Origin of the sequence: Herbaspirillum seropedicae (assembly GCF_001040945.1) — a bacterium.
GTDB classification, from domain to species: Bacteria; Pseudomonadota; Gammaproteobacteria; order Burkholderiales; family Burkholderiaceae_D; genus Herbaspirillum; species Herbaspirillum seropedicae.
In genome coordinates this window covers 5,015,147-5,033,499 of the sequence record NZ_CP011930.1, presented here as the reverse complement: position 1 = coordinate 5,033,499, position 18,353 = coordinate 5,015,147, and the positions used below count along the sequence as shown (strand labels likewise).

22 protein-coding genes and 1 tRNA gene are annotated in these 18,353 nt (G+C 64.2%); 14 read left to right on the top strand and 9 right to left on the bottom strand.

All coding sequences use genetic code 11. The features are described 5' to 3' along the window. Positions 1-151: 151 nt before the first annotated feature. Complete coding sequence (locus ACP92_RS21980; RefSeq protein ID WP_013236326.1) at positions 152-1,075, bottom strand: LysR family transcriptional regulator; 924 nt, start codon at positions 1,073-1,075, stop codon at positions 152-154. A gap of 30 nt (positions 1,076-1,105) precedes the next feature. On the opposite strand from ACP92_RS21980, the gene ACP92_RS24765 reads away from it, so the two are divergent. The 3 genes from ACP92_RS24765 to ACP92_RS21970 all read left to right on the top strand — a co-directional run bounded on the left by ACP92_RS24765 (position 1,106) and on the right by ACP92_RS21970 (position 3,368). Beyond that, positions 1,106-1,456, top strand: coding sequence for a hypothetical protein (locus tag ACP92_RS24765; protein WP_013236325.1), 351 nt, complete (start codon positions 1,106-1,108; stop codon positions 1,454-1,456). Positions 1,457-1,552: 96 nt separating this feature from the next. Next, positions 1,553-2,743, top strand: coding sequence for an amino acid aminotransferase (locus tag ACP92_RS21975; protein WP_013236324.1), 1,191 nt, complete (start codon positions 1,553-1,555; stop codon positions 2,741-2,743). Next, on the top strand, positions 2,736-3,368 hold the full coding sequence (locus tag ACP92_RS21970) for a YitT family protein (protein ID WP_013236323.1): 633 nt from the start codon (positions 2,736-2,738) through the stop codon (positions 3,366-3,368). Before ACP92_RS21975 ends, ACP92_RS21970 begins: the two co-directional genes overlap by 8 nt. A gap of 86 nt (positions 3,369-3,454) precedes the next feature. On the opposite strand, the gene ACP92_RS21965 is transcribed toward ACP92_RS21970, so the two are convergent. The 4 genes from ACP92_RS21965 to ACP92_RS21950 form a co-directional block, all read right to left on the bottom strand. Then, positions 3,455-3,847 carry a helix-turn-helix domain-containing protein gene (locus ACP92_RS21965; RefSeq protein WP_041312347.1) on the bottom strand — a complete coding sequence of 131 codons (393 nt, stop codon included), beginning with the start codon at positions 3,845-3,847 and terminating at the stop codon, positions 3,455-3,457. Between the two features lie 17 nt (positions 3,848-3,864). Then, the gene (locus ACP92_RS21960) at positions 3,865-4,158 is read right to left on the bottom strand and encodes a type II toxin-antitoxin system HigB family toxin (protein ID WP_041311320.1); all 294 of its coding nucleotides are present in this window, start codon (positions 4,156-4,158) and stop codon (positions 3,865-3,867) included. A 126-nt stretch (positions 4,159-4,284) separates the two neighbouring features. Continuing rightward, entirely contained in the window at positions 4,285-4,680 is a 396-nt protein-coding gene (locus ACP92_RS21955; RefSeq protein WP_013236320.1) for a dihydroneopterin aldolase, read from the bottom strand. Between the two features lie 17 nt (positions 4,681-4,697). After that, complete coding sequence (locus ACP92_RS21950; RefSeq protein ID WP_013236319.1) at positions 4,698-5,465, bottom strand: SDR family oxidoreductase; 768 nt, start codon at positions 5,463-5,465, stop codon at positions 4,698-4,700. A 72-nt stretch (positions 5,466-5,537) separates the two neighbouring features. On the opposite strand from ACP92_RS21950, the gene ACP92_RS21945 reads away from it, so the two are divergent. The 5 genes from ACP92_RS21945 to ACP92_RS21925 all read left to right on the top strand — a co-directional run bounded on the left by ACP92_RS21945 (position 5,538) and on the right by ACP92_RS21925 (position 10,607). After that, entirely contained in the window at positions 5,538-6,698 is a 1,161-nt protein-coding gene (locus ACP92_RS21945) for a class I SAM-dependent methyltransferase (protein ID WP_041311319.1), read from the top strand. A 10-nt stretch (positions 6,699-6,708) separates the two neighbouring features. Continuing rightward, on the top strand, positions 6,709-6,903 hold the full coding sequence (locus tag ACP92_RS21940) for a DUF2905 domain-containing protein (RefSeq protein WP_006461312.1): 195 nt from the start codon (positions 6,709-6,711) through the stop codon (positions 6,901-6,903). Positions 6,904-6,925: 22 nt separating this feature from the next. Then, complete coding sequence (locus ACP92_RS21935) at positions 6,926-7,582, top strand: response regulator (protein WP_013236317.1); 657 nt, start codon at positions 6,926-6,928, stop codon at positions 7,580-7,582. Beyond that, entirely contained in the window at positions 7,579-8,913 is a 1,335-nt protein-coding gene (locus ACP92_RS21930; RefSeq protein WP_013236316.1) for an ATP-binding protein, read from the top strand. Before ACP92_RS21935 ends, ACP92_RS21930 begins: the two co-directional genes overlap by 4 nt. 209 nt (positions 8,914-9,122) lie before the next feature. Further along, a complete protein-coding gene (locus tag ACP92_RS21925; RefSeq protein ID WP_013236315.1) occupies positions 9,123-10,607 on the top strand; it encodes a DegQ family serine endoprotease in 1,485 nt (494 codons plus the stop codon). A gap of 197 nt (positions 10,608-10,804) precedes the next feature. Here the strand turns inward: ACP92_RS21925 and kefC are convergent, their stop codons facing one another. Further along, positions 10,805-12,625, bottom strand: a complete 1,821-nt coding sequence (gene kefC / locus ACP92_RS21920) for a glutathione-regulated potassium-efflux system protein KefC (RefSeq protein WP_013236314.1) — start codon at positions 12,623-12,625, stop codon at positions 10,805-10,807. Between the two features lie 69 nt (positions 12,626-12,694). Beyond that, entirely contained in the window at positions 12,695-13,216 is a 522-nt protein-coding gene (gene kefF / locus ACP92_RS21915; protein WP_013236313.1) for a glutathione-regulated potassium-efflux system oxidoreductase KefF, read from the bottom strand. A gap of 293 nt (positions 13,217-13,509) precedes the next feature. Here kefF and ACP92_RS21910 point away from each other — a divergent pair, with 293 nt between their 5' ends. From ACP92_RS21910 to ACP92_RS21890, 5 genes are all read left to right on the top strand, one after another. Further along, complete coding sequence (locus tag ACP92_RS21910; protein ID WP_013236312.1) at positions 13,510-14,646, top strand: gamma-glutamyl-gamma-aminobutyrate hydrolase; 1,137 nt, start codon at positions 13,510-13,512, stop codon at positions 14,644-14,646. 221 nt (positions 14,647-14,867) lie between these two features. Then, positions 14,868-15,176, top strand: a complete 309-nt coding sequence (locus ACP92_RS21905) for an ElaB/YgaM/YqjD family protein (protein ID WP_013236311.1) — start codon at positions 14,868-14,870, stop codon at positions 15,174-15,176. Positions 15,177-15,187: 11 nt separating this feature from the next. Then, the gene (locus ACP92_RS21900) at positions 15,188-15,595 is read left to right on the top strand and encodes a phage holin family protein (RefSeq protein WP_013236310.1); all 408 of its coding nucleotides are present in this window, start codon (positions 15,188-15,190) and stop codon (positions 15,593-15,595) included. A 21-nt stretch (positions 15,596-15,616) separates the two neighbouring features. After that, the gene (locus tag ACP92_RS21895) at positions 15,617-16,048 is read left to right on the top strand and encodes a hypothetical protein (protein WP_013236309.1); all 432 of its coding nucleotides are present in this window, start codon (positions 15,617-15,619) and stop codon (positions 16,046-16,048) included. 159 nt (positions 16,049-16,207) lie between these two features. Beyond that, the gene (locus ACP92_RS21890; RefSeq protein WP_013236308.1) at positions 16,208-16,933 is read left to right on the top strand and encodes a YiaD family glycine zipper/OmpA-like lipoprotein; all 726 of its coding nucleotides are present in this window, start codon (positions 16,208-16,210) and stop codon (positions 16,931-16,933) included. A 103-nt stretch (positions 16,934-17,036) separates the two neighbouring features. Here the strand turns inward: ACP92_RS21890 and ACP92_RS21885 are convergent, their stop codons facing one another. Continuing rightward, complete coding sequence (locus ACP92_RS21885) at positions 17,037-17,606, bottom strand: c-type cytochrome (RefSeq protein ID WP_013236307.1); 570 nt, start codon at positions 17,604-17,606, stop codon at positions 17,037-17,039. Between the two features lie 233 nt (positions 17,607-17,839). Here ACP92_RS21885 and ACP92_RS21880 point away from each other — a divergent pair. Next, positions 17,840-17,915, top strand: a tRNA-Arg gene (locus ACP92_RS21880). A 78-nt stretch (positions 17,916-17,993) separates the two neighbouring features. Here the strand turns inward: ACP92_RS21880 and ACP92_RS24995 are convergent. Then, entirely contained in the window at positions 17,994-18,272 is a 279-nt protein-coding gene (locus tag ACP92_RS24995; RefSeq protein WP_156181820.1) for a hypothetical protein, read from the bottom strand. Between the last annotated feature and the right edge of the window lie 81 nt (positions 18,273-18,353).

Genomic DNA, 18,353 nt, shown 5'->3' with positions numbered 1-18,353 from the left:
TTGCTGCCGCATCAACGCTGTTGCCGGCCATCAAGCGCGGGGCGGATGGCGTGACCACGGGGAGCGGGCGGAGGACCGGCATTTTCTCATGCAGCGCCGCTTCTCGCCATTTTCCTGATGCTTGCCGTGCTGCAAGCGTCGCGCGGACGCCTCAGCGCACACCCAGTTCCTGGCGCGCGCGCACCTGGCGCAGGGCGGCGATGAGAAAGTCCGAGAACGCCGCCACCGCCGGCGGCAACTTGCGGCCGGCCATGGTCTGCACCTGCACCGTGCGCTGGTGCAGTTCGCTCTCGGCCATGGCCACCAGGATCATGCCGTCTTCCTCGGCGCGCTCGTGGACGGTCAGGAAGCCGCCCAGGGCCACCGTATCCGGCGAGCGGGTGGTGAAGCGGTACACCGCGCCCAGCGAATGGCTGGTGAAGACCGGGGAGAACAGCAATCCGCGCATGCTGCAGGCGATATCGAAGAGCTGGCGCACGGTCGTGCCCACCTCTGGCAGCGCCAGCGGGTAGGGCGACAGGTCGCTCAAGGCCAAGAGCGTGCGCGAGGCCAGCGGGTGATCCCGCTTCATCAGGGCGAACACCGGCCCCGATTCGCGATAGGCGACGGCCAGGCCTTCAGCCGGCGCCAGGCTGTAGGTGACCGAGATATCGGCCTCGCCGTCGATGACCATCTGCGAAGCCCTGGCAGCGCCGACCACGTGGAGCTTGAATTGCAGGCCCGGGTATTGCTCGCGGAATTGGGCGGTCACGTTGGGCAGCAGGTCCCAGGCGAAGCCCTCCGAACAGGCCAGTGTGATGACGCCCTGACCCACCGCATGCAAGCCCCTGACCTCGGCCAGCACCTGTTCCATCTCCAGCAGGTTGCGGCGCGCATAGGCCATCAGCACTTCCCCGGCGGGCGTCAACACCATGCCGCGGGCGCGTCGCTCGAACAGGGGGACGCCGGTCTCTTCCTCCATCTTGGCGATCTGGCGGCTGACCGCCGAGACCGCTACATCCAGGCGTTCGGCTGCCGCCGTGAGCGAACCGGTGCGGCCGACCTGGTAGAAATAGCGCAGAGAGGTGCTTTGCATGGGAGAAGGTAATCAGGAAGATTTCACTTTATGACAATCCAGGTCGTTGTTGGTCAAAATGACGACAAGGTAGTCAGGGCAGGGCAAGCTCAAGAATCGCGCCGAATTGGCATGTTAATGCGGATCAGGCCCGCTTGTCGGGCTCCGTCGCCGTTAAATCAGGATAAATTATTTTCTAATTTAGTGAAGGCTCTCCTTCCAGGAGTTGATATTGTAGAAACGTTTTCGCAGGTCAGCGGGCCTTTCGATGCTGGCCGTCTCCCGCAATACCGGCAACTTCGCGTCGGCCAGCTTCTCCCTGATGGTCTGCGCCGCCGTCAGCCTGGATTGCGTCGGCGTGTGGCGCCTGCGCCTGAAAAAAACCTGTCACTGTTGCGCTAGGCGGGAAATTTTCTCCGCGCCGCGCTACCATGGCGGTTTTGCCGGCGCAGCGCGACCGTGTCGGCAGCAGCGTTTCCTTCATCTGACGAGGTCTTCATGTTTTCGCATCTCCCGCCCTATGCCGGCGATCCTATCCTGAGCCTGATGGAACAGTTCCAGCGCGACGAGCGCAGCAACAAGGTCAACCTTTCCATCGGCATCTATACCGATGGCAAGGGCGTCGTTCCGGTGCTGCCCTCGGTGCGCACCGCAGCGGCGGCGGTGGCGCAGGCCGATGCCCCGTATGTCTACCTGCCCATGGAAGGCCATGGCGCCTATCGCCAGGCCGTCGCCAAGCTGCTCTTCGGCGCGGACCTGCCCGCGCCCGAGCACCTGGCCATCGTCCAGACCCTGGGCGGTTCGGGTGCGCTCAAGGTGGGGGCGGACCTGATCGCACGCTTCTTCCCACAACCCACCATCTGGCTGCCGGACCCGACCTGGGACAACCACATCGGCATCTTCGAAGGCGCCGGCTTCAAGACCGAGCGTTACCCCTACTATGACGCCCAGACCAAGGGCCTGAACTTCGAGGGCATGCTGGCCAAGATCGACTCGCTGCCCAGGGGCGCGGTGGTGCTGCTGCATCCCTGCTGCCACAATCCGACCGGCGTGGACCCGACCCGCGCCCAGTGGGAGCAGATCGTCGAGGTGGTGGAAAAGCGCGGCCTGCTGCCCTTCTTCGACCTGGCCTACCAGGGCTTTGCCGAGAGCCTGGACGAGGACATCTGGCCGGTGCGCGAGGCCGTGCGTCGCCAGATTCCGTTCTTCCTCAGCAATTCCTTCTCCAAGATCTTCTCGCTCTACAGCGAACGCATCGGTGCGCTCTCGGTGTTCTGCCCGCAAGCCGGCCAGGCCGCCAACGTGCTGGGCCAGCTCAAGCTGACTGTGCGCCGCAACTACTCCAGCCCCCCGCGCAACGGCGCCTTGCTGGTGGCGCATGTGCTGGGCGATGACAAGCTGGCTGCGCAATGGCGCGGCGAAGTCGAAGAGATGCGTGTGCGCGTACGCGACATGCGCGTGAAGCTGGCCTCGCAATTGAAGAGCGCCGTGCCGGACCAGGACTTCTCTTTCCTGCTGCGCCAGAACGGCATGTTCGGCTATACCGGCCTGTCCTCTGCGCAGGTGGATCGCCTGCGCGAAGAGTTCGGCGTCTATGCCGTGGGTACCGGCCGCATCTGCGTGGCCGGCTTGAACGACAGCAACGTTGCACGCGTGGCCGAGACGATGGCCGAGGTGTTGCGTGGCTGAAGTGGCAGGCAAGGCCGTGGTGGCTGCGGCCGATGTACGTCACAGGAGCTATGAGGACGTGCTGGCGCTGGTGGCCGGTACGCTCTTCATCTCGCTGGGCGTGAACATGTATACCCAGGTGGGCCTGTTGACCGGCAGCACGGCCGGACTGGCCTTCCTGGCGCATTACCTGACGGGGCTGCCGTTCGGCGCGGTGTTCTTCACCATCAACCTGCCGTTCTATTACTTCGCCTGGCGGCGCATGGGCAAGCGCTTCATGCTCAAGACCTTCTGCGCAGTCGCGCTGGTGTCGGGATTTTCGCTGATGCATCCTTACTTCATCAGCTACGGCAAGCTGGACCTGTTCTACAGCGCCGTCCTGGGCGGCCTCTTGATCGGGGTGGGATTCGTGATGCTGTTCCGCCATGGCGCCAGCCTGGGCGGCATCAACGTGGTCACGCTGTTCCTGCAGGATCGCTATGGCCTGCGGGCGGGCAAGCTGCAGATGGGCGTGGATGTGGTGATCGTGCTGTGCTCGCTGTGGGTGGTCGCGCCCAAGGTCTTGCTGGCTTCCATTCTGGGAGCGGTGACGGCCAACCTGATCATCGCCCTGAATCATCGGGCGGGAAGGTATATGGGGATGTAGCGAGGGTGAGGCGGGATCGCCTGGGCTCCTTGGTCACCTTGATAATGCCGTTCAGTGCAGACTGAACGGCATTTCTCTTGGCGGCTTCAGGCGCTGAGCAATTCGGCGCAATCCGACCTCACCGGATAGGGCTGAATCAGCAGATCAGCCGGAAGGTTCAGGCCGGCGCTGAGCTTGCGGATCATGTCCAGGGTCAGCGGACGTACCCGGTTGAGGATGTCGGAGACGCGGCCGCGTGATCCCAGGTAGGGCTCCAGATCCTTGCGCGACAAACCGCGCGCCTCCATCACATGGAGCAGGAAGTCGATGGGATCGGGATCATCGATGGCGAAGTGCGCACGCTCGTAATGGGCGATCAGCAGCGTCAGGACATCGAGTTGATCGGCTTGCGCCGAGCGGGCCGGCGCGTCCCACAGACGCTCGGCTTCGGCCAGCGCGGCGCGGTAATCCTTGCGGGTGCGTATCAGTTTGAGTTGCATGGGCATGTGACATTCCTTCAGATCGTTTCGACATCGATGGCGTCGTATTGGCGATGTGTACCGACGAAGCGGATGTAGATCAATTCCTGGTCATAGCGCACGGCGACCACCAGGCGGTAATCGTTGCCCTTGATGTTGAACACCACTTTATTGTTTCTGGTGAAACTGGCGTTGCGGTAGGCCGCCTTGATATCAGCGGGTGTCTTCCAGTTCACCCGGCTGGCCAGCGCGTACCAGGCGCGCAGCGCAGTCTCCGCCGCAGGGTGGGCGGTCCAGAAAGTCCGTAAGGTGGAGAGGGCGATGATGCGCATCGACGCACCGTAGCATGCTACCACCTTGGGAGCGGCGCGGAAGTGGCAAACAGCAGGCCATTCTCGAAAAAATAAAACCCCGCAGCGGCGGGGTTCGGGGTTCGGGCAGGGCCAACGGCAGTGGGATCAGCCAACCGTCTTGATACGGAAGGTCTCCACCCCCACCGAATCGCAATCCGGATACACATCCGGCTTCTCCGTCGACACCCGCACCGCACGCACCTTGGGATGGGCCAGCATGGCCGTCATCACGTCGTCGCACAGGGTTTCCTGCAGGTGGATATGGCCACGGGCCATGCGCTGGGCGATGGTCGAGCGGATGAAGTCGTAGTCCACCACTTCGTCGAGGTGGTCGGCGGTGGGCGTGGTCTCGGCCAGCGGGACGTAGAGGTCGACGTTGATCAGGATGCGCTGCTCACCCTTCTTTTCGAACTCGTGCACGCCGATGTTGATGAACACCTCGTAGTTGCGCAGGAACAGGCGGCGGCAATCTTGCAGGGAAGGATGGGACAGGAAGAGCATGATCAGAAATATAAAGGTTATTTCGCCACGAACATGACGTCGCGCGAAAGGGGAAGCAAATGCTGGCCGCCATCGACCAGCAGGGTGGTACCCGTCACGGCCCGCGCCGAAGCGACGTAGCAGACCGCAGCGGCAATGTCCTCGGGCGTGCTGCCACGGCCCAGCGGGGTGACCTGGTGGGCTTTTCCGAACTGTTCCTCGGTCTGGTCGCCCGAGACCATGGTCAGGCCCGGCGCCACGCCCACCACCCGCACCTTGGGCGCCAGCGCCTGCGCCAGCAGGGTGGTGGCGCTGTGCAGCGCCGCCTTGGAAAGGGTGTAGGACAGGAAGTCGGGATTGGGATTGTACAGTTTCTGGTCCAGCAGGTTGATGACGACGGCCTGCTGGCCTTGCGGCGTGGCCTCGTACAAGGCCTGCGCCAGCAGCACCGGCGCACCGACGTTGGCGCTCATGTGGCGCAACAGGCGCTCGTTGCCGAAGCTGGCGGCGTCATCGTAATCGAATAGCGAAGCGTTGTTGACCACGCAGGAGATGCGTCCCAGCGGGGCGGCCTGGGGCAGCAGGCTGCGCACCTGGGTTTCATCGCCCAGCTCGGCCTGCACGGCCAGGGCGCGTCGGCCCAGGGTTTCGATCTCGCGCACCAGCGTGTCGGCTTCTTCGCGCGAGCGGTTGTAATGGACGGCCACGTCCCAGCCCGACTGCGCCAGGGCCAGGGCGATGTGGCGGCCGATGCGCCGTGCCGCGCCGGTGACCAGCGCGATGCCTGCAGAAGAGGGTGATGTCATGTTCCCGGTTTCCAATACGCCAGAACGCATCTCGCGACGATCGATGAAATGAGTTCTACTACAATACGGCCCATGCAACTGCAACTACCCGAACCAGGCGAGGACGCACAGGCCGCCTCGCACACCCTCCAGCACCAGATCGCCGGCGAGATCGCCGCGGCCGGCGGCTGGATCTCCTTCCAGCGCTACATGGAACTGGCGCTGTATGCGCCGCAGGTCGGCTACTACAGCGGTGGTTCGGCCAAGCTGGGCAAAGAGGGGGATTTTACAACTGCCCCGGAAATCTCGCCGCTGTACGGCGCGACCCTGGCCAGCCTGGCCGCCGAGGTGATCGCCGCCAGCCCGTCAGTGGACAATGTACTGCTGGAGTTCGGCGCCGGCACCGGCAAGCTGGCCCACGATATCCTGACCGAACTGCAAGCGCGCGCGGCCTTGCCGCAGCGCTATTTCATCGTGGAAATCTCGGCCCAGTTGCGCGCACGACAACAGCAGACACTGGCCGCCTTTGCGCCGCTGGTGCAGTGGCTCGATGCCTTGCCGGCAACATTTTCGGGCGTGGTGGTCGGCAATGAAGTGCTCGACGCCATGCCGGTGCGCCTGGCCGTGAAGGCCGAGCAAGGCTGGCAGGAGCGCGGCGTGGCGCTCGATGCAGAAGGCCGCTTGCGTTTCGAGGACCGCAGCGTGGACGACTTGCCGCTGGCGCAGATTCCCGATGCCCACGAATTGCCGCCAGGCTATCTCACCGAAGTCGCGCCGGTGGCCATCGGCTTCATGCACACGCTGGGCCGCATGCTGGCCAGCGGGCCGGGTGCGCTGGCGATCCTCCCGGACTATGGTTTCCCGGCCGCAGAATATTATCTGCACGACCGCGACCAGGGCACGCTGATGTGCCATTACCGCCATCACGCCCATACCGATCCCTTCTACTGGCCGGGCTTGCAGGACATCACCGCCCACGTCGATTTCACTGCCATGGCGGTGGCCGCCGTGGAAGAGGGCGCCGAAGTGCTGGCCTATACCAGCCAGGGCGCCTTCCTGCTCAATGCCGGCATCGGCGAGCTGCTGCTGCGCACCTCGCCCGAGGACAGCGCACGCTACCTGCCGCTGGCCAATGGCATGCAGAAACTGATTTCCCCGGCCGAGATGGGCGAGCTGTTCAAGGTGCTGGCCATTGGCAAGAATGTCGAATGGCCGCAGCGCATGCTGCGCCACGACCGTACCCACCGGCTCTGAGGAGAGGCGCATGATTCGCTGGATCGTCGTCATCTTTCTCTCGGTCATCGTCTTCTCGACGCTGTTGCCCTGGCTGGAAAAACTGGGGATAGGCCGCTTGCCGGGGGACTTGCGTTTCCGTTTGTTTGGCCGCATCTTTTCGCTGCCCTTCGCCTCGACCATCCTGATCTCGGTGGTGGTCTTCCTGCTGGCGAAGCTACTCTGAGATTGATCCAAGGAGCCCTGAGATGCGCGTATTGCTGGTGGAAGACGATCCCATGGTGGGCGAAGCGGTGCGCAAGGGTTTGCGCCAGGATGGCTTTGCCATCGACTGGGTGCAGGATGGCAAGTCGGCCGACGTGGCGCTGCGCACCGAGGACTACGCCATGCTGCTGCTGGACCTGGGACTGCCGCAGAAGGATGGGCTGGCGGTCTTGCGCACGCTGCGCGAGCGCGGCAATGCCATCCCTGTGTTGATCACCACGGCGCGGGATGCTGTGGCCGACCGCGTGGCCGGGCTCGATGCCGGCGCCGACGATTACCTGATCAAGCCCTTCGACCTGGAAGAACTGTCGGCCCGCATGCGCGCCCTCTCGCGCCGCCAGGCGGGGCGCGCCGAGAGCCTGGTGCAGGTGCGCGAAGTGATCTTGAATCCAGCGACCCATGAAGTGACGGTCAGTGGCAAGCCGGTCAACCTGTCGGCGCGCGAGTTCACGCTCTTGCAGGCCTTCATGGACCGCCCTGGCGTGGTGCTCTCGCGCGCGCAGCTGGAAGAAAAGCTCTATGGCTGGGATGACAGCATCGAGAGCAATGCCGTCGAAGTCCACATCCACGCCCTGCGCAAGAAGGTCGGCAGCGACTTCATCAAGAACGTGCGCGGCGTGGGCTATCTGGTGCCGGCATGAACTCGGTGCGCAACAAGCTGCTGCTGTGGCTGGGCCTGGGCCTGTTCTCCATCATTGTGCTGGCCGGGGTGGCGCTGTATTTCCAGGCGCGTGGCGAAGCCAACCAGATCTTCGATTACCAGATGCGCCAGATCGCCGCCTCGCTGCCGCGCCAGGCATTTTCGCCGATCTCGCCGGGCCAGCAGTTCCCCGAGCTGGAAGACGAGATCATGATGCAGATCTGGGATAGCCGTGGCGCGGTCATCTATCACTCGCATGCACGCGGCGCCATGCCGCGCCAGGCCGAACTGGGTTTTGCCAACGTCAGCGGGCCTAACGGCATGTGGCGCGTCTACAGCGCCCAGATCGGCAGTACCGTGGTGCAGGTGGCGCAGCCGCAGAGTGCGCGTGATGAGATCGCGGCGCAGATGGCGGTCAAGACGGTGGTGCCCTTGCTGTTGCTGTTCCCGCTCATCGGCGTGCTCTCGTGGGTGGCGGTCAGCCGTGGGCTGGCGCCGGTGCGCAAGGCGGCCGCCGAGGTGGCCGCGCGCGACATGAATTCGCTGCAGCCGCTGGCCGATGTGGGCATGCCGCAGGAAATCCAGCCGCTCACGCACGCCTTGAACGATCTGCTGGCGCGGCTCAAGCACGCCACCGAGACCCAGCGCGCCTTCGTTGCCGATGCCGCCCACGAATTGCGCACGCCCCTCACCGCCCTGCGCTTGCAGACGCAGCTGGCCGAGCGCGCTGTCGATGAGGAGGAGCGCCGCGCCGCCTTCGCCGATCTCAAGAACGGGCTGGAACGGACTACCCATCTGGTCCACCAGCTGCTCACGCTGGCCCGGCAAGAGCCCGATGCCATGAGCTTCACGCAAGTCGATCTGCGCGCCTTGCTGGGGAGCGTGGTGGGCGACCTGTCCTCGGTGGCCGAGCATGGCGGCATCGACCTGGGGTTGTCGGACCAGGGCGACGATGGCCGGCCCTTGCGCGTGACAGGCAATGCCGATGCCTTGCGCATCCTCTTCAACAACCTGGTGGACAATGCCTTGCGCTATACCCCGGCCGGCGGCGTGGTCGATGTCGGCGTTGATCTGTCCACAGCCGGATATTGCACGGTGGTGGTCCAGGATAGCGGGCCGGGCATCGCCGAGAGCGAACTGCCGCGTGTGTTCGACCGTTTCTATCGCGCCCAGCACAGCCAAGAGGGCAGCGGCAGCCGGGCCGCCTTCGGCAGCGGGCTGGGTTTGGCCATCGTGCGCCAGATCGCCGACCTGCATCGCGTGCCGGTGGAGTTGCGCAATACCGGCCATGGGCTGCAGGCGCGGGTGGTGTTTCCGCTATCGCCTGCGTGAGGGCGCTTGCTCCCGGAAAGGGAGCATTTAGCTGGGATGAATGCTCCTTTTTCCAGCGTTAAGCCAGCATTAAGTCAGCATTCATCCGGCCTTAAGTTTGTCTTAATTTTCACTGCTTAATCTTCACTCCAACGGTTGAGGCCGATACGCCGCCAAGTGCGGCGAGCCAGCCCCGACCATCGATTACCCGTTCGATCAAGGAGAAGAAGATGAGCCGTCGCATCGTTTTCGTTCGTAACACTTTGGCTGTCATGATTGCCGCAGTGGTCGGCGGCAGCTACGTCTATTTTCGCGGCGCCGACCTGCCGTCGGCGCACGCGGCCGCGGTCAACGCCCCGCTGGTGGCGTCCAATTCCGCGCCCGCTGCCCCGGCCGGACCGGTGGTCGCGGCGGCCACCGATTTCTCGGGCATCGTGCAGCGCTATGGTCCGGCCGTGGTCAACATCAGCGTCACTGGCAAGGCGCGCAAGGTGGCCGATGATGACGACAATGGTCTCGACCCCAACGATCCCTTCTCCGAATTCTTCAAGCGCTTCGGCCCGCAACTGCAGATGCCGCAGCAGCCGCGCATCATGCACGGCCTGGGTTCCGGTTTCATCATCTCGCCGGATGGCCTGATCCTGACCAATGCCCACGTGGTCGATGGCGCCCAGGAAGTGGTGGTCAAGCTGACCGACCGCCGCGAGTTCAAGGCCAAGGTGCTGGGCATCGACAAGCAGAGCGATATCGCCGTCATCCGCATCGACGCCAAGAACCTGCCGACGGTGCAGATCGGCGATCCGTCCCGGGTCAAGGTCGGCCAGCCGGTGCTGGCCATCGGCTCCCCCTACGGCTTTGACAACACGGCCACGGCCGGGATCATCAGCGCCAAGTCGCGCAGCCTGCCGGATGACAACTACGTGCCCTTCATCCAGACCGATGTGGCGGTCAATCCGGGTAACTCCGGCGGCCCGCTGTTCGACCTGAACGGCCAGGTGATCGGCATCAATTCGCAGATCTACAGCCAGACGGGCGGCTTCCAGGGCTTGTCGTTCTCGATCCCCATCGACGTGGCCATGAAGGTGGAACAGCAGTTGGTCACGCATGGCAAGGTAACGCGTGGCCGCCTGGGCGTGTCGGTACAGGATCTGAACCAGGCCCTGTCGGATTCCTTCGGATTGAAGAAGGCCGAGGGTGCGCTGGTCAGCTCGGTGGAAAAGGGCAGTCCGGCTGACAAGGCGGGGCTGCAGGCTGGCGACGTGATCATCAGCTTCAACGGCCATGCCATCGACCATTCCGTGGATCTGCCGACCCTGGTGGCGGATACGCCGCCGGGCAGCACCAAGCCCATGGAAGTGATGCGTGCCGGCAAGGTGCGCACCATCAATGTGACCGTGGGCGAGATGAAGCAGGCCAAGAATGACGCCAAGGCCAGCAAGTCCGATGACCAGGGCCGCCTGGGCCTGGCGGTGCGTCCGCTGGACAAGGATGAACAGGCCCAGCTGGGCGGGCAGAAGGGCTTGCTGGTGGAAGACGTGAGCGGTCCGGCAGCGGTGGCGGGTATCCAGAGCGGGGACGTGATCCTGGCGGTCAATGGCACCCCGGTCTCCAGCGTGGCGCAGCTGCGCAAGCTGGCCACCGACGCGGGCAAGAACGTGGCCTTGCTGGTGGAGCGCGGCGACGAAAAGATCTTCGTGCCGCTGGCGCTGAATTGAGTCCGATGAGTTGAATTAGCTAAATGATTTAAATGATTTGTGTGGTTTTGTGTTTGGCAGTGAGTAGTACCGGTGAGCAGTAGGTAGTAAGCAGTAAGCAGTGAGTAGCAAGTAGTGAGCAGTAGCCTCGTAGTAAGTGGTAAGCAGTAAGCAGTGAGGGATTTGGCCGGATGCGCGCAAGCGTCTCCGGCCCTTTTTTATTGCGGCGGCGGCTCGCCGCGCCACTGGTCATGGCTGTGCTCGCGCTCCATGGCCTGGCGATCGCCGGCGAACATGGCTTCCAGTTCCTCGCGCGCCTGCACGGCCATGGACACCATCTGCGCCTGGTTCTTGTAATGCGGGTAGAGCGCTTCCAGGGTCTTGAGGTTATGGGCGCGGAACTTCATGGCCGCCTCGCGCGCGCGATAGGCGCCGAAGTCCAGCTGCTGCAACACCTGGCGGCCCATGTGCAGGGCGCTCTCGAAGGTCTCGCGCTCCAGCACCGTGACGCCGCGATCCATCAGGTCGTAGTAGTGGGTGACATTGCGGGCGCGGGCGGCGATCTGCAGGTGCGGGAATTCCTCGCGCACCTTGTCCACCATCTCCAGCGCTGCCTGCGCATCGTCGATGGCGATCACCAGCACGCGCGCCTTGTCCGCCCCGGCGGTGCGCAACAGGTCGATGCGGGTGGCGTCGCCATAGAAGACCTTGAAGCCGAACTTGCGCAGGAAATCGATCTGGTCCGGATCATGGTCCAGCACGGTCGCGCCGATCCCATTGGCCGCCAGCAGCCGCCCGATGATCTGGCCGAAGCGGCCAAAGCCGGCGATGATGACCGCATGGTCCTGGGGATCGATCTTGTCCTCGGGGCGGCGCTTGCCGCCTTCCATCCAGCGCACCAGCAGACGGTCATGCACCAGCAACAGCAGCGGCGTGACCAGCATCGACAGCGCCACGACCACCACCAGTAGCGACGAGGTCTCGGGCGTGAGCACCTTGGCCGTGACTGCTGCGCCGAAGACGATGAAGGCGAACTCCCCGCCTTGCGAGAGCAGGAAGGCAAAGAACAATTGCTGCCCGCGCGGGATGCCGAAGCAGCGTCCCAGCGCCCACATCACGCAGGTCTTGATGGCCAGGAAACCCAGGACCATGCCGAGGATGCGCCAGGGCTGGGCGAAGAAGACGCCGAAATCCACCGACATGCCCACGGCAATGAAGAACAGGCCCAGCAGCAGGCCCTTGAAGGGTTCGAGATCGCTTTCCAGTGCGTGGCGATATTCGGAATCGGCCAGTAGCACGCCGGCCAGGAAGGTCCCCAGCGCCATCGACATGCCCACCGATTGCATCAGCAGGCAGGTGGCAATGACCAGCAGCAGCGCGAAGGCGGTGAAGATCTCGCGCATGTCGGTCTTGGCGATGATGCGCAGGATGGGGCGCATCAGCACGCGCCCGCCGAAGATCAGCAGTGCAATCACCAGCGCCACCTGGCCCGCGTGCAGCCAGCCCTGTCCGCTGCCCTGGCTGGCCGCCACGCCCAGCAGTGGTACGGCGGCCATCATGGGGATGGCGGCGATGTCCTGGAACAGCAGGATGGAAAAGGCCGCGGAACCGGCCGGCGTGGCCGTGAGCTTGCGCTCGCCCAGGGTCGCCAGGGCGATGGCGGTCGATGAGAGCGACATCCCCAGTGCGCCGATCAGGCCGATGCGCCAGGGCACGCTAGCGGCCAGCGCCGCCGCCAGCAAGGCCAGCGAGACCGCCGCGACCTGGATGCTGCCCCAGCCGAAAATGGAACGGCGCAAGGCCCAGAGCCGCTTGGGGTCCAGTTCCAGGCCGATCAGGAAGAGCAGCAGCACCACCCCGAACTCCGAGAATTCAAGGATATGCTTGACCTCCGTGATCAGCCCCAGTCCCCACGGACCGATGACGATGCCGGCCAGCAGATAGCCCAGCACGGCGCCCAGCCCCAGGCGCTTGGCGATAGGCACGGCGGCCACCGCCGCGAGCAGATAGACGAGGGCGATGAGCAGTTGTTCATCCATGGGCAGTTCCAGTCGTGGGCGTGAAGAAGGGCAAGGGCAAAGGCAAGAAGGGGTGGAGCGGGCGCGGGCTCATGCTTGCAGGCCCGCCAGATAATGCTGCAGATGGCGCTGGAATTGTTCCGGCGGGATATGGTGTGCGCCATGCAGGATGAGCGGTTCCTGCCATTGCATGCCGCACAGCGCGGCAGTTTGCTGATAGGGCGGCAGGAAGTCGGCGAAGCGATGGCCGTGGCGGCCCTGGGGGCGGTAGGCGGCTTCCTCTCCGCCGGTGGTGGCCACCAGCCAGAAGCGCTTGCCGTGCAGCGCATGGCCGCCGTGGCCAAAGGCCCAGCCGCGGGTGAGCACGCTGTCCAGCCACTGCTTCTGCAGGGCCGGCATGCTGTACCAGTGGATGGGATGCTGCATCACGATCAGCTCGACCGTACCCAGCAATTGCTGTTCGTGTTCCACGTCGATGTGGAAGTCGGGGTAGTGTTCGTAGAGGTCATGGATCTGCACTTCCGGCAGGCGCGCGGCCGCATCGAGCAGCAGGCGATTGGTGCGCGACAGCTCGGCGGTGGGATGGGCGTAGAGGATGAGGGCCTTGGGCATGGGGAATCGGGCAAGGGAGAAACGAGCTGCAAAATTGGCCGGAACATGGGCGGGCTTGGTGTTGTCTGCTCTGGTGAGCGCAAGGAGTTTGCCACGAAAGCACGCGCCCGGCTTGTACGAAACTGCTTGCTACGGCGTCACGGCGTTTTGCCGGAAAGCGCCTGCCCGCGCGCAGGTGTCCAAAGCCCGGCAATGCGCTTATACTCAGCCACTCCCCGGATTCTCCGCCGCAGCCTTGCGCGGCTGAGGATGACGCTCGCCGCAGTGCCCCCTATTGACCCCTGATTGCAGCCATGTCCGACATCCAAGACTCCGAAGCCAACCTGCCGCCCGACCGACCCTCCACCCCGGCCCAGCCTGTCTCCGCCGACGCCTCTGGCACACCGGCCGCCTCGCAGACTCCTGCGCCGGCTGCTGCCGCTCCTGCCGCTCCGGCTCCGGTCGCAGCGGCGGCCCCGCCAGCCGTCCCGCCAGCCCAGCCCAGTCCCGAATCTGCGCCGGCCGGCCAGGCCCAGCAGGCTCAGCAGTCTGCCCACAGTCCCTACTCGGCCGTGCCGCCGCCGCATCACGCCGGCGATGCGCCGTGGGCGCAGACCTGGCGCTTCCTGACGGCGCGCTTGCGGCAACTGTCGGACAAGGCGGGTCGCCGTGTCATGCAGCGTACGCTCAAGATCGGCGTGTCGGCCCGCATCTTCCACCCCGAGGCGGGCGCCAAGGGGCTGCGCAGCAAGACCCTGCAATACCTGGAAGAATCGATCGCCCAGTGGGTCATGTCGCGCGACGTGCTGGTCTTCATGATCCCCACCGTCAATACCAACGGCCTGGTCCACCCCAGCAACATCCGCTTGCGCGACTACGCCAAGCATCTGGACGGACTGGTCCTGCAGGGCGGCGCGGACGTCTCGCCGCAGAGCTATGCGCAGTCGGCGACCCGTCCCGAATGGAGTGGCGACCGCGTGCGCGACATGTACGAACTGGAGCTGCTGCATGAGTTCATCGAGGCGGGCAAGCCGGTGCTGGGCATCTGCCGCGGTTGCCAGCTGATCAACGTGGCCTTCGGCGGCACGCTCTACCAGGACATCGCCACCGACGTTCCCACCGCCATCCCCCACGTCAACGAGCAATACGACAGCAATTACCACACCCTGCATTTCCCGCAGGGCTCGTCGCTGGCCAATCTGCTCAAGGCCGAGAACGCCGTGGTCAACTCCATCCACCACCAGGCCGTGCGCGACCTGGGCCGCGACCTGTCGGTGGAGGCGGTATCCGGTCCCGACCAGATCGTCGAAGCGATCCGCTACCGCAAGGCGCCCTTCGTGATGGGCTTGCAATGGCACCCGGAATTCCACCGCGCCGGCAGTCCCGAACTGCTCGATTGCACGCCAGTGCTCGACAGTTTCCTGCGGGCGGCGCGCGAGACCCGCTTCTGAGGGGCGGCAAGCCGCCGGCCATCGCGCGGAAAATTGCCTGAAACTAATGCCTGCATGCGCCATCGAACTGGTTTGCGCTGGCGCAAGCCAGCTGCAGGCAGCTATCCGCAGTGCTGCAGCCTAGGTAGAATCATTCATGTCCGCATTGCAGCATCTGTGGACAGCCTGCACTGACAGCACTGCCTGTCTTTTCCCTGAACCGGCTAAAAAGGAGAATTTGAATGCCTCAATCCCCCGCACTGAAGACCGTCCGCAACGACATGAAGACGCTGGTCAAGGACGCCCAGGCCCTGTTCGCCGAGGCGGCTGCCGCGACCGGTGAAAAGGCCGACGAGCTGCGCGCACGCGGCCTGACCCTGCTGGAAGCCGCTGCCGAAGCCGCCCAGAGCGCCCAGGCCGCCGCCATCGAGAAGGGCAAGGAAGTCGCCGCCAAGACCGATGACTACGTGCACGAGAATCCGTGGCGCGCGGTGGCCATCTCGGCCGGCCTGGGCCTGCTGGTGGGCCTGGTCATCGGTCGTAGCAAGTAAGCGCTGCAGCGATGCCCAATCCCCACAAGGAAGGCCAGGGCGCACCCGCCCCGGCCGCCCATCCCGGGCTGACGGCAGGCCTGCTGGGCCTGGCCAAGAACCTGCTCGGCCTGATCATCAGCCGTATTGAGCTGGCCTCTCTGGAGATGTCGGAGATCGGCGCCAACCTGGTGCGTTTCGCCGTCATCTTCGTCTTGGCGGCAGTGGGGCTGTGGTTCGCCATCGCCTTCTGGTCGGTATTGATCGTCATGCTCGCCTGGGATACCTGGGGCTGGAAGATCCTGGCTCTCCTGGGCATGGTGTTTACCGTGGCCACGGTCGGCCTAGTCTGGTATGCGCGTTCGGTGCTGTTGCAGGGCAAGCTGTCGCTGCCGCAGACCATGGCCGAGCTGCGCAAGGACCGTGATGCCTTGCTGTAAGCGTATTTTTCGAGGATAGCCATGCAGACAACAGACCAGGATCACGGCATGACCCACGAGGAGCGCAAGCGCAAGGTATTGGCGCAGGGCGCGCTGTACCGGCTGGGCGTGATGGAGGCGCGTGAAGTCGTGCGCGAGAACCTCAGCGCCGAATCGCTGGCCAAGGGTGCGCTGAGCCGCGTGGGCCATTTTGCCGTTTCCCTCTTCGGCGGCGGCAGGACGGTGCAATCCATCAAGTCCCTCACCGCGGGCGGTCTGGGCAACCTGAACCTGCAGACAGTGACGCCCTTGCTGATGACGGGCGCTTCCCTGCTGTCGCGACGCTGGCTGCGCAAGCCCCTGATGCTGGGCGGCGTAGTGGCCATGGTGGGCGGGCTGGCCTATTACTTCAGCCAGCGCGGCGCAGCGGCGGAGCAAGAGCAGCTGCCGCTGGAAGGACCGCCTGAACCGTAAGGCCATGGCGTGGCGGGCAGGATAGACACAAAGGCATCCGTTTTCCGGATGCCTTTGTCATTTGGACAAGCCCATCAGGAACATATTCGCCGCAAGTCGCTCTGAAGAACACCGGCCCAGGGCCTGGACAACAACATGAGAAGGCAGAAAGGACGTGACATGAAGAAACTTTCCATTGCAGCCATTGCCGGCGTACTGGCCCTGTCGGGCTGCGCCGATATGAGCCCCACCCAGCGCGGCACCGCGACCGGCGCGGGCATTGGTGCAGGCCTGGGCGGCATCATTGGCGCCGCCACTGGCGGCGGGGGCGGCGGACGCGCCCTGGGCGGTGCGGCCATCGGCGGCGCGATCGGCGCGGTGGCGGGCAACATCTGGTCCAATCGCATGGAAAACCAGAAGCGCGCCATGGAAGAGGCCACCCAAGGCACTGGCGTGCAGGTCTCGCAGACCGCAGACAATCGCCTGAAGCTGGAAATCCCCAGCGACATCTCCTTCGACACCGGTCGTGCCGACATCAAGCCCGAGATGCGCCCGGTGCTGGACCGCTTTGCCGCCACGCTGGTCGAGAACCCGGCCACCACGGTCACCATCGTGGGCCACACCGACAACACCGGCAGCGACGCCATCAACGACCCGCTCTCGCTGCAACGCGCCAGCCGTACCCGCGACTACCTGAGCTCGCGCGGCGTGGCGGCCAATCGCTTCAGCATCCAGGGACGCGGATCGCATGAGCCGCTGGTGGCCAATACCTCGGACGCCAACCGCGCCCGCAACCGCCGCGTGGAAATCTTCGTGGCCGAGCAGCAGGCTGCAGCACCGCAGCAGGCTCCGGCTGGCTACGCCCCCGGCAACTACCCACCGCCGCCTCCGCCCCAACGTTACTGAGGCAGTGATACGGCGCGGGAGCGCTAGCAACGAGCAATGAAAAAGCCCCGAGGCGACGCCATCGGGGCTTTTTCATGGGCCGGCCGGATTGGCCGGGTACGAATTACTTGGCTGCGGCGGCGTCAGCGGCGGGGGCTGCGCCCTCGGCGGGTGCGGCAGCCGGTGCTTTCACCTCGGGTTCCTTGAACTTGGCGCCGGACTGGTTGGCCATGTAGACGACGGTACGCTGGATTTCCACGTCATCCAGGTCGGGGTTGCCGCCCTTGGCCGGCATGGCGCGCAGGCCGTTGATGGCATGCGAGACCAGGGTGTCGTAGCCCTGGGCGATGCGGGCTTGCCAGGAAGCGGCATCGCCCACCTTGGGCGCACCGGCCACGCCGGCGCTATGGCAGGCGGCGCAGGTGGTCTTGTAGACTTCTTCGCCGGAGAGCAGTTGCTTGGGACCGTTGGCGTCGCGGAAGGTGAAGCCGTCGTCGGAGACCGGCTTGATGCGCGCGGCGATCATGTCAGGGGTCTGGCTGTCGGAACCGGCGCCGGTCTTGGGGCCATTGGTCACGTACTGCACCAGCAGCACGATGCACACGATGGGGACCATAAAACCTGCGACCACGGCTGCGATCAATTGTTTGGGAGTCTTGATTGCTGACTCGTGTTCATGCTGAGCTGACCTCATTGGCGTCCCTCCGTAATGGTTCCTCGAAATTGGGGCGGAAAACGTCGCTTCCCTTTGTATCGCCTGGCATTGCGTGGAACTAGGATCAGGCAGGGCTTTCATTGCGCTCTCTCGCCGAACTCTTGATTATAGTCACAATGCTTTCCGTTTGACACGGAAAAACCGCCAGTGCCATGGACGTGCCGATGGAAAGACGGTATCCTTCAGGCCTTCTCGGGGTTCGCCCCATCAGCGCGGCTGTAGCTCAGTGGATAGAGTATTGGCCTCCGAAGCCAAGGGTCGTGGGTTCGATCCCCGCCAGCCGCGCCATTTCATCCCGTCCCACTCCATCACGTCGTCGTCCGACTCAACGTCAAAACGGAAGGATAAGTCCGCCGTTTGGCAGCCTTATGCTTCCAATTCACTGTGGCATAAATGGGCGTCCACCTTCAATGCAGGTGCAAGGCGCGAGCCGGTCTTCTCTATCAACCAAGTGCCAGGCTCGATACAAAATTGCAAAAACAGCAACGTATTCTGCTGGGAAACAGTATGCAGGTGTTGGACGATAGATACCTTGCGCGATATCAATTCCTCACCATGGGTCTTGCCTGTTCTCTGGATGCCCGGCCGTAACTTCCGCTGCGCTGAAATGTAATAGAAAGTTGAGTAATCGTTGTTACCGTACATTTCATTACTTTTTAGAGCGCCAGTGAAATATTGAGACGGCATGACCGGCCTATAGTTGCTGCTCCAAATGCGACTCATTTC

Coding starts and splice junctions, on each gene's coding strand:
- ACP92_RS21980 (WP_013236326.1), bottom strand. CDS start 1,075: ATGCAAAGCACCTCTCTGCGCTATTTCTACCAGGTCGGCCGCACCGGT.
- ACP92_RS24765 (WP_013236325.1), top strand. CDS start 1,106: ATGACAATCCAGGTCGTTGTTGGTCAAAATGACGACAAGGTAGTCAGG.
- ACP92_RS21975 (WP_013236324.1), top strand. CDS start 1,553: ATGTTTTCGCATCTCCCGCCCTATGCCGGCGATCCTATCCTGAGCCTG.
- ACP92_RS21965 (WP_041312347.1), bottom strand. CDS start 3,847: ATGCAACTCAAACTGATACGCACCCGCAAGGATTACCGCGCCGCGCTG.
- ACP92_RS21960 (WP_041311320.1), bottom strand. CDS start 4,158: ATGCGCATCATCGCCCTCTCCACCTTACGGACTTTCTGGACCGCCCAC.
- ACP92_RS21955 (WP_013236320.1), bottom strand. CDS start 4,680: ATGCTCTTCCTGTCCCATCCTTCCCTGCAAGATTGCCGCCGCCTGTTC.
- ACP92_RS21950 (WP_013236319.1), bottom strand. CDS start 5,465: ATGACATCACCCTCTTCTGCAGGCATCGCGCTGGTCACCGGCGCGGCA.
- ACP92_RS21945 (WP_041311319.1), top strand. CDS start 5,538: ATGCAACTGCAACTACCCGAACCAGGCGAGGACGCACAGGCCGCCTCG.
- ACP92_RS21940 (WP_006461312.1), top strand. CDS start 6,709: ATGATTCGCTGGATCGTCGTCATCTTTCTCTCGGTCATCGTCTTCTCG.
- ACP92_RS21935 (WP_013236317.1), top strand. CDS start 6,926: ATGCGCGTATTGCTGGTGGAAGACGATCCCATGGTGGGCGAAGCGGTG.
- ACP92_RS21930 (WP_013236316.1), top strand. CDS start 7,579: ATGAACTCGGTGCGCAACAAGCTGCTGCTGTGGCTGGGCCTGGGCCTG.
- ACP92_RS21925 (WP_013236315.1), top strand. CDS start 9,123: ATGAGCCGTCGCATCGTTTTCGTTCGTAACACTTTGGCTGTCATGATT.
- kefC (WP_013236314.1), bottom strand. CDS start 12,625: ATGGATGAACAACTGCTCATCGCCCTCGTCTATCTGCTCGCGGCGGTG.
- kefF (WP_013236313.1), bottom strand. CDS start 13,216: ATGCCCAAGGCCCTCATCCTCTACGCCCATCCCACCGCCGAGCTGTCG.
- ACP92_RS21910 (WP_013236312.1), top strand. CDS start 13,510: ATGTCCGACATCCAAGACTCCGAAGCCAACCTGCCGCCCGACCGACCC.
- ACP92_RS21905 (WP_013236311.1), top strand. CDS start 14,868: ATGCCTCAATCCCCCGCACTGAAGACCGTCCGCAACGACATGAAGACG.
- ACP92_RS21900 (WP_013236310.1), top strand. CDS start 15,188: ATGCCCAATCCCCACAAGGAAGGCCAGGGCGCACCCGCCCCGGCCGCC.
- ACP92_RS21895 (WP_013236309.1), top strand. CDS start 15,617: ATGCAGACAACAGACCAGGATCACGGCATGACCCACGAGGAGCGCAAG.
- ACP92_RS21890 (WP_013236308.1), top strand. CDS start 16,208: ATGAAGAAACTTTCCATTGCAGCCATTGCCGGCGTACTGGCCCTGTCG.
- ACP92_RS21885 (WP_013236307.1), bottom strand. CDS start 17,606: ATGAGGTCAGCTCAGCATGAACACGAGTCAGCAATCAAGACTCCCAAA.
- ACP92_RS24995 (WP_156181820.1), bottom strand. CDS start 18,272: ATGTACGGTAACAACGATTACTCAACTTTCTATTACATTTCAGCGCAG.